The sequence below is a fragment of the Thermococcus sp. genome (assembly GCF_015523185.1).
Classification (GTDB): domain Archaea; phylum Methanobacteriota_B; class Thermococci; order Thermococcales; family Thermococcaceae; genus Thermococcus.
In genome coordinates this window covers 1-8660 of record NZ_WAKV01000027.1, presented here as the reverse complement: position 1 = coordinate 8660, position 8660 = coordinate 1, and the positions used below count along the sequence as shown (strand labels likewise).

Annotated in this window: 11 protein-coding genes; 2 read left to right on the top strand and 9 right to left on the bottom strand. The window is 48.7% G+C overall.

Annotation, left to right across the window (positions count from 1 at the left end):
* From truD to F7B33_RS03080, 9 genes are all read right to left on the bottom strand, one after another.
* The coding region (gene truD / locus F7B33_RS03120; protein WP_297073034.1) for a tRNA pseudouridine(13) synthase TruD at window positions 1–460 on the bottom strand (460 nt) is incomplete at its 3' end.
* Between the two features lie 3 nt (window positions 461–463).
* On the bottom strand, window positions 464–826 hold the full coding sequence (pth2, locus tag F7B33_RS03115) for a peptidyl-tRNA hydrolase Pth2 (protein WP_297064570.1): 363 nt from the start codon (window positions 824–826) through the stop codon (window positions 464–466).
* Between the two features lie 34 nt (window positions 827–860).
* Window positions 861–2906, bottom strand: coding sequence for a BatD family protein (locus F7B33_RS03110; RefSeq protein ID WP_297073032.1), 2046 nt, complete (start codon window positions 2904–2906; stop codon window positions 861–863).
* A 70-nt stretch (window positions 2907–2976) separates the two neighbouring features.
* Complete coding sequence (gene aspS / locus F7B33_RS03105) at window positions 2977–4293, bottom strand: aspartate--tRNA(Asn) ligase (RefSeq protein WP_297073038.1); 1317 nt, start codon at window positions 4291–4293, stop codon at window positions 2977–2979.
* A 60-nt stretch (window positions 4294–4353) separates the two neighbouring features.
* Window positions 4354–4866 (bottom strand): KH domain-containing protein, encoded by a 513-nt coding sequence (locus F7B33_RS03100; RefSeq protein WP_297064564.1) that lies wholly within the window; start codon window positions 4864–4866, stop codon window positions 4354–4356.
* Between the two features lie 93 nt (window positions 4867–4959).
* Window positions 4960–5580, bottom strand: coding sequence for an HD domain-containing protein (locus F7B33_RS03095; RefSeq protein WP_297064561.1), 621 nt, complete (start codon window positions 5578–5580; stop codon window positions 4960–4962).
* Window positions 5581–5611: 31 nt separating this feature from the next.
* Complete coding sequence (locus F7B33_RS03090; protein ID WP_297073036.1) at window positions 5612–6271, bottom strand: DUF2226 domain-containing protein; 660 nt, start codon at window positions 6269–6271, stop codon at window positions 5612–5614.
* 29 nt (window positions 6272–6300) lie between these two features.
* Window positions 6301–6660 (bottom strand): roadblock/LC7 domain-containing protein, encoded by a 360-nt coding sequence (locus F7B33_RS03085; RefSeq protein WP_297064558.1) that lies wholly within the window; start codon window positions 6658–6660, stop codon window positions 6301–6303.
* On the bottom strand, window positions 6660–7142 hold the full coding sequence (locus F7B33_RS03080) for a hypothetical protein (RefSeq protein ID WP_297073029.1): 483 nt from the start codon (window positions 7140–7142) through the stop codon (window positions 6660–6662). The genes F7B33_RS03085 and F7B33_RS03080 overlap by 1 nt, the downstream gene beginning before the upstream one ends.
* A 226-nt stretch (window positions 7143–7368) precedes the next feature.
* Between F7B33_RS03080 and F7B33_RS03075 the strand changes: the two genes are divergently transcribed.
* Together F7B33_RS03075 and F7B33_RS03070 are read left to right on the top strand one after the other, a co-directional pair.
* Window positions 7369–8190, top strand: a complete 822-nt coding sequence (locus F7B33_RS03075) for a helix-turn-helix domain-containing protein (RefSeq protein ID WP_297073027.1) — start codon at window positions 7369–7371, stop codon at window positions 8188–8190.
* On the top strand, window positions 8141–8506 hold the full coding sequence (locus tag F7B33_RS03070) for a hypothetical protein (RefSeq protein WP_297073025.1): 366 nt from the start codon (window positions 8141–8143) through the stop codon (window positions 8504–8506). The genes F7B33_RS03075 and F7B33_RS03070 overlap by 50 nt, the downstream gene beginning before the upstream one ends.
* The last annotated feature ends 154 nt before the right edge of the window (window positions 8507–8660 follow it).

Here is an 8660-nt window from a genome sequence, read left to right as displayed (position 1 = left end):
GGAGCTCGCCGACTATCTCCTTCGCCCTCTCAAAGGCTTTCTCATCCACATCGCGGACGATTATCCTGAATCGGTTTCCGAGGAGGTGGCCGAGCTTGATGAACCTGCCATATGAGACGAACTTCAGCTCAACGTCCCTTATCTGAACGCTCTCAACCTTATCTTTAGCATCTGCCGGAACGCTGATGTACTGATACGTTACGGCGTGCCTGTCCTTGGTTCCGGCGAAGCCTATATCTCGGTAGCTTATTCCAGCGCGCTTCGCTATCTCCTTTATGGCCGTCATAGTGTCCCAGTTGCGCTTTTTGAGGAGAAATACTGCGTGCTTCTTCCCCTCAAAGACTGAAGGCAAAGGCTCCTCGATAACCACGAAGTCCTCTGGAAAAACCTTTATCCTTCCGCCTATCCCGGGCTTTTCGCTCAGATAACCAAAGTGGGAGAAGAACTCGCGATAGTCCATGCCTCACACCAGCTTCAGATGTCCGGTGACCTTATCAACGAGCTCCTCCGGGCCCGGCCCTATTGCCAGAACCGTAATCGTCCCGGGTGGAATCTCGGTTAAGCCGGCATCCCTTATGAGAGCAGTCGGAAGTCCGAGCCTCTCTGCTTTCTCCTTCAGCTGGAAGAGTTCCTCAAGGTTCTCGGCCTTTACAACAACTTTCTTCTGTCCCTCGTTGAACCAGGCCTTAAACCACTCCGGCTTCTCCTTCTGGGCCTTGAGAGTTGCCGTGACGGCTCCATGGGCCACTTGAACCGCGAACTTCCCCTTGCTGAGCTTTAAGTCCTTCCTTGAAACGATAACCTGCTTGTACTTAAAGGGGCTCATGGGAAAAAGTTTTGAGAAGGGTTTAAAAAATTGACTAAAGAAGCTCAATCTCGCTTTCCTCTTCCTCTTTCTTGGGCAGTCCTCCCGGGCGCCTCTGCTTCTTTCTGAGGACTTTTTCTTTGAGGGCCTCAAGTTCGCGCCAGTAGTTGTAGCTAACTCCAGCGAGGGCAAGGGTCACTATGATGAAAATTACCGCCAGGGGCTTCCAGGGGTTGCTTTTCTTTGGGACGTAGGGTGAAACCACGTCAAGTATCTGCTCCGCTATAGGCGTTGCGTTGTCCACATTTGCGAGGGTCTGGTTGATGTAAGCCGGGAGTTCCTCCGGTTTCGGCCAGACCTTAACGGTCTTCACGACAACCTCGGGAGGCACACTGTTGATTGTTGCGACCGTGCCAAAGCTCAGCTCGTGCTGGTTGCCAAGGGGGTCGAGGTACCTGAGCGTGGCCTTCACGAGGGACAGGTTTTCATCCATAACCCGTAGAGGGACTTTGACAGTCTTTGTTTCCCCAGCCCTTATTGTGCCCAAGTTTATGACGCTCTGTCCCTTCAGGGACTTCGGATAACTCAGTATGAGCGTCGCGTTCTTTATGAACTCGTAGGCAGGGTCCCCCTTTGAAGCCTGAAGGGTCAGGGCAAGTGTTATGGTATCGTTTACCTTAGCAGTAACGTAGTTGCTCCAGGTGCCATTGTAAGCGAGGGCATTAAGGGAGAGCTTCGGTACAGCGTAAACCTCGATGTCGGTGAGCGGAGCCGAATAAACGGTCTTCATCTTTCCGGTTTCGAGGCTCTGGTCGTCGTAGTAAGTCACGAGAACCTTACCGATGTCGAACTTTCCAACCTTAGTCGGCCTGAGGACGTAGACGAGCATTGGAAGTTTTGTGAAGGCGGGAAGGTTATTTATCTGCCAGCTCTTTGTCATGCTCACCAGCTGGAAGCCGTTTGGAATCGGCGCCGCAACGTTCAGCTTATAGGCATCTCCCCTTCCGAGGTTCTCAACGCCTATCGAGAGCACTATGTCCTGACCAAGGAGGACTTTCTTCGGAACGGCGGTTATGTTGGCAACTACTTTAGCTGAGCGGAGTATCGGAATTACCTGAGCCTCGATAGGGCCATAAACTTTAAGGACGGCCCTCTTGTAGTCGGGCTGGGTCTTTGAGATTGCCACGAGGAAAGGTGTTCCGGGAACGGCCTTGGGAACGTCACCGGCCTCAAGAGTATAGTTTGCGTAGGTTTCGTTAGCGGTGTAAACCTCAACCCTCGCCATGTCGGGAATCACCGAGAGGAGCTTGAAGTAGTAGGTTGTGCCGTTGTACTTAACAGGAAGCCTCTCGCCAACGTAAATGATATCATCGTAGAGGAGTGTCGTTTTAACAACGGGGGTAATAGGGTTTTCGGGATTCGTTTCTCCGGGCGTTGTTATCTTTAGGGTCGTGGATGCAACCCTGGGAACGTATAGGTTGATTACTGCACCGCTGTTCTTGGTAGTGTTGAGAACCTCAATAGACAGGTAGTTAACGTAGGTGTGAATCTCGTCAAGCTTGTAGGATACAGACCTTGACTCGCCCTTCGGGATTTCCAGTGTGTAGGTAGCGCCATACGGCATTGTAACAGTAAAGGTTGCATCGGTGTCAGAGGTGGAAACCAGCTTTATCTTTATCGGAGGAAAGCCCGATGGAAGGGAGAACTCGGTTCCAACTGGTATTGCCTTATCCGAATAAAGCTTTGTTAGGGGGGAGCTTATTGTTAGGAGCACGGATTTCGTGTCACTCCTTATCCACAGTACAGAAACGTTGAGGAGCATCTTAGTGGGGTCGCTGGAGGGGTACGCCAAAGAACCACCCACCTTGAGAACTGCACTCATTTGACCGTCCGGTCCCTCTACTGTGAGATACACGCTGTCCCAAGTAAGGCTTGCATCTGTGAACTTGACAGTGTATGGACCAAGCTGAACACTGCCTCCCAAGGGCAGGCTGATACCCGTAATACTGGCGTACTTAATTTCTGAAGCACTTACTCGATGGATATGAAGCATTGATAAAGACAGGAGCACTATCAGGATTAAAGCCACAGGTTTTCTCATTATGCATACCTCCACACACCAATATGTACACAACTGCCTACACAATGAAAGGGGGGAAGGTATAAAGGCCTTACGGTATAAGCCTCTTCCTATCTCTTGGGAATAGGATGACCTCCCTGATGTTGGGAAGGTCGAGCATCTGTTTTATCAGCCTCTCAGCGCCAAGCCCAAAGCCCCCGTGGGGGGGCATACCGTAGCGGAAGGCCCTAAGGTAGAACTCGAAGCTAGCTGGATTCAATCCTTTCTCCTTAATCTGCTCGACGAGAACATCAACGCGGTGCTCCCTCTGGCCACCGGAGGTTATCTCCACACCGCGATACTCGAGGTCAAAAGCGCGACATATTTCCGGCCTATCCTCGTACTTCATAATGTAGAAGGGCTTCGCCTCGCTCGGATAGCGGTAGAGGAAGTAGAGTGGAGCGTTTTCGTTCTCAAGCATGTACTTTCCAAGGAGCTTTTCTCCCTCGGTGTCTATGTCCTCTCCCCACGGGATTTCCTTTCCAAGGTCGGACAGGATTTCAAGGGCCTTATCGTAGGTGACGCGCGGGAAGGGCAGTTTCGGTTCTTCAAGCTCGAAGTTGAGGGTTTCAAGCTCCCTGGCGTTGTGCTCGCGGACGTAGTTGATTACATAAGCTATCAGCCTCTCGAGGAGATTCATTACCTCCTCCTCGCTCTCGATGAAGGCTATCTCGGCATCAATGCTCCAAGCCTCGTTTAGATGTCTGGTTGTGTTGTGCTCCTCAGCCCTGAAAATTGGTGCTATTTCATAGACCCTGTCCAGACCGCTTGCCATCATAATCTGCTTGTAGAGTTGTGGACTTTGTGCCAAAAAGGCATCCTTCTCGAAGTACTTCATCGGGAAGAGCTCGGTTCCGCCCTCGGTCGCTGTAGCTATAATTTTGGGCGTGTGAATCTCGATGAAGCCCTCGTTGTGGAAGAAATCCCTGGTTGCCTTGAAAACGCTGGAGCGTATCTTGAATATCGCCATTACTTCGGGCCTTCTTACGTCCATGAAGCGGTTGTCAAGCCTCGTATCGAGTTCTGCCTTGACTTTTCCCGTCGGGTCAAGTGGGAGAGGGCTTTCCGCCCTGCTGAGTATTTCGAGCTTCTCCGGGAGAATCTCAAAGCCGAGCTTTGCCTTGGGTGTGAAGTTGACGATGCCTTCAACCGCAACAACGTCCTCGCTGTTGAGCCTTGGAATGAGCTTAAATATCTCCTGGCTTACCTTCTTCTTCGGGGCGGTAATCTGGACTATTCCCTCCCTGTCCCTCAGCCAGAGGAACTTGATTCCGCCCAGGTCTTTTATTTCCCACACCCAGCCAGCAACCTTAACCCGCTGGCCGTTGAGTTCTTCCGTAATCTCGCTCGAGTAGTGCGTCCTGTACATGGCCATCCCCAGAAGGAGTAGGGGCGAGCTTTTAAAGGTATTCGATAAGGAGAAGAAAAATCAGACGAAGGAAATCTTGACTTCATTACCAACTATCTGGCTGAGAACACTCTCCAGGATTTCCGGCTTCTCCGGAAGCTTCTTCCTGTCCCTGCCGAAGACGAGAACCTTGTAGTAGGTCTCGCCACCGGGCCTGTAAACGACGTTAACACCGAAAACGCCGGCTGGATAAAGCAGGTCGGAGGCGAGCTTCTTGAGCTCATCGGTGCTCTCGGCCTTCATGCCCTCGATGACTCTGACGCGCTTACCAAGCTCCCTAATGAGAATTTTTATGTTCTTTCCGCCCTTACCTATGGTTATGGGAACATCTCCTTCGCCAACGACTATGACGATAAGGTCTCCAGCCTCGACGGCCTTCTTAAACTCGATGTCCACGTCTCCAAGAAGCTTGTAGAGTAAGCGTGCGACCTTAACGTCCAGCTCGGAGATTATACCCTCCTGAAGTTTCTTTTCATCAGCAGGGCAAAGAATGTCGTCGGTCTTGAGACAAACCTCACAGATTGGCGCCTTCACGTTCTCACCTCCTTAGAATGACCTTGATGGGCTAACCCTTAATTCAGGAAGCCCTTTAAAAAGGTTATTATGTGAGGCGAAAAGGAGAAGAACTCAAAGTTCGCCCTCGATTTCCCGCCTTATCCTCTCGATGAATTCCACCGTAAAGTTGTGCCTTTCTTCAGCGATGCGCTTTGCCGTTTCGGTGTACATAAGGTCCTTGAGCTTGAGAATCTTCTCCTCAAAGTGCCTGAGGGAAGTCTCAATGTCCCTTCCGTGCTCACCAGAATACATGAAAACGCGCGCTATTCCTATCGCGCCTATTGCATCGAGCTTGTCCGCGTCGCTAAGGATTTTAGCCTCAAGTGTTCTCGGCTCGGGACCACGGGAGAAGCGGTGGGCCTCGATTGCATGGGCAACCGCTTCACTCTTCCCCTCAGGATAGCCGAGGCTTTTAAGAAAGCGCCTAGCTATCCTAGCACTTTCAATGGCATGATCCTCGACCTTCCCACTGTCCTCAAGGGGCCTCGCTATGTCGTGGAGGAGAGAAGCCAGTGCCAGGATTTCAAGGTCGGCGTTCTCTTCCCTGCCTATGTGCATGCAGAGGTTAAACACCCTCTCAACGTGGCTGAAGCCGTGTGTTCCCTCCCTCTCAAAGAAGCCCCTAGCAAACTCGCGCGTTCTCTCTATGAGTGTCCTCGTTTTGGCGTCAGGTATGAACTCATCGAGCCTCATGGACTCACCGGGGGTAAAAACTGGGAAGGGATTAAAAGCCTTTCTCCAGCTGTCTTTTTTCCTTCAGGAGTTCTAAACCCTCAACGAACACGTCTCCCCTGCTAACGGTATCGTTAGGAGAGAACTCAAATGTTTCACCTGCAATGTAAACACCATCTTTAATGAGGTGACCCATCTCACGAAGGATTTCTCTAAGAGCACTATCACCCCGGCGGGTTGAACCCTTAATTGCCTTGGCTGCCTTTACAAGGCCGTTCTCCACGTATATAACCCACTCCTTACTGCCATTCTGGATTCTCATCCCACCGTGGTGTGTTTTCAGGAGCATCAACAGAGAGTCAAGGTCATTTCCAGTTACCCTCTGAAGTTCATTAATGTCCACACGGGTCTCCGGGTAGGAACCCAGTATCTCCTCCACATCGGCCTCGTAAACTTCCACTGCCTTAACGAGTTTATCTTTAATTGCCCTCATAATTTCTCCAAATGCCTCATTTCCTGCAACCTTGGAACCACCAATAACGTTCTCAACGAGCGAACCAACTATCTTTTCATCCTTTATTATAATGTATCCCGTCTTTAGTGAGGACTCATCCTTCCAAGCCACCTTCAGGTAGCCCCGCCTAACCCCTTCCCTAACTGCTAGGGGGTCGTCAAAATCCGTTATAACTCCAATGTACCTTCCGTGAATCATATAAACCACCACCGGAAAAGGAAGAAAAGTTAGAGCATTGAAGCAACCTTTTGAGCGTTCCTCTTGAGATAGATTCTCACAAGACCCAGATTAACCTTTGGGTCTGTAAGAACCGTAAGGACTGCGTTTTCACCGGCTTCAACTGTTATTATCTTGCCCTTTGGTGACTCAAGGGTAACCATGTCAACTGCTTCCTCGTGGAACACTTCATTGGAAACGTTCAGAGCGGTACCGTATATCGTAGCCACCATCGCCGCAACGCTCTCAACGTCTATGGTTCTGTCACTGGCTTGTCCCTCAATGAGAAGACCGTCCTTGCTGACGACGGCAACTCCCCTAACACCATCAACCCTAAGGAGGTCGGCTATAACGTTTTCAAACATTCCCATCACCCCAGAATCAGCATGTCAACCTCAACGTGCTTGTCGTGGACACGTATCTCCTTTATCAGGACGTTCTTGCCGGAGAACTTCTTGATTGCAACTGCAACAGCGTTTGCCATTGGATAGAGAACAGGTTTTATGCCCTTCTTTTCAAGCAACTGAAGGGCGTAGAGGTCCATTGGGCTGTCGAGCTTTAGGGTAACCTTGTTCCCATTGACCTCTATTTCACCTTTCTCGGCAAAGCCGAAAGTGTTTATCATGACCTCTGTAAAGCGGTTGAGCAGTTCCTGAGGGTCGTTGCTACCCTCGAAGTTGAGTCCATACTCTTCCATCATGGCATGGAGGAGTTCCTCACCGATGGAATTACCTAACCCTCTCGCACCAGCACCCAAAACCTTGTAGATGCCGTAGAGTATCAGATTGTTAACCTTTGTCGCCATTTCCTCAGACCTCTCATTCATTCTCTCCACGACCTTCGCCTCCGTCATGGGAGATACCACCATCCCCTCGTTATCAAGCTTTTATAAAGTTTTCTAACATCTTGTATACAAGTTCAGGAAATCCGTCGAAAATTTATCAACTTGTTTAAAATTTAATATTTGCTCCTTATTGTTTGGATATTATTTCGCCAGGGTATTTAGGGAAGTTATATTGAAACCTATGGAGACGTTTTAAGCCTTAAGTTTATAAACCGGTTTGATTAGTAACGACCAATTGGATATGAAACTAAAACAAAGTGACATTAATAAAATAATAAAACTAAGAAGACGGGGGTTAAAAATAAGAGAAATTGCGGAAATTTTTGAAGTATCACCCAGGCGTATTCAGCAGATTCTCAGGAACCCGGAGTTAAAGACGCCCGGGCGAAGACACCGCAAACTGCCAGTGTGGATACGTGACAGAATCGTCCAGCTAAACGAACAGGGTTATTCAATTAACAAGATTTATATAGTGTTAAAGTCAGAAGGTATTTCAATTTCAAAATACAAGATATGGAAAACAATTCAGGAGTATAAATCAATCAAGACCGAAAAAACACGGGAAGAGTTCAGACAGATAATCAAAACTCATAGTCCGGCCGTTCAAATCTGCATTATTAATGGAGGAAAAAACAGTGTGTCCAAGCTCTTGTTGATAATAAAGATTCCCGACTGCAAAGTGCTGTATTGCAGGGTTTTTGAAAAACTCAAGCTGAGGGACATAATTCAGGTGTTTGACTCGGAGGTCATTAAATCCTTCAAACCAAAACTTGTAGTTTTAACCCCGGTACCACCTCTGGTTCCGACCCGAGGTTCGAGTAACAGACTGACACGTCATTTAAATAACCTTCAGATACCCTTTGTATGGATTCCCAAGTCCCTAAAAGAGGTTTATAAATCCTACGAAAGGGAAATCAAAAAGCTTTTTAGGGCCAAACTATCGTGCACTCAGGGTCTCATCAAAAAGATTGAGAAGGCGTGTAAAAATTTCTATGGGGTGAATGGAGATGAGAATAATAGAGCGGATAAAGGGATTTCTAAAAACAAAGAGTGCTGATGAAATAAGAAACTTCAAAGGCATTCTTACGAAAAGATACGGCCTCAGGAGGTACCTCTACGCGACTTCGGAGGGACTGCCGATAATGGGGAACTTTGAGAAATATGAGGAACTGTCTGCAAAGACCCCAGAAATTTTTAGGGCACTTTCGGAACTCGAGGCCTCGGACAGATATATAATATTAGGCACTGAAAAAACTTATCTCCTCCTGAGGATTACACCTGAAGTGCTTCTTCTGGCCGAGGCGACTAAAAAGCTCTCCCAAGAGGAGATAAACAGGATAGTGGATGAAACAAAAAGAGAGTTCGGCATCTAATCACAGGGACATTTCAACAAGTTTGAAGATAGCGTCAATAAAAGCCCTGTGAACTTCAATCGGAATCCCATCCACGCTGATTTCTCTCCTTTTGCTTACTCCATCTATAAGACCGTTCTCAACAAGAACCCTAACGACAAATGCCTCCTCCCAG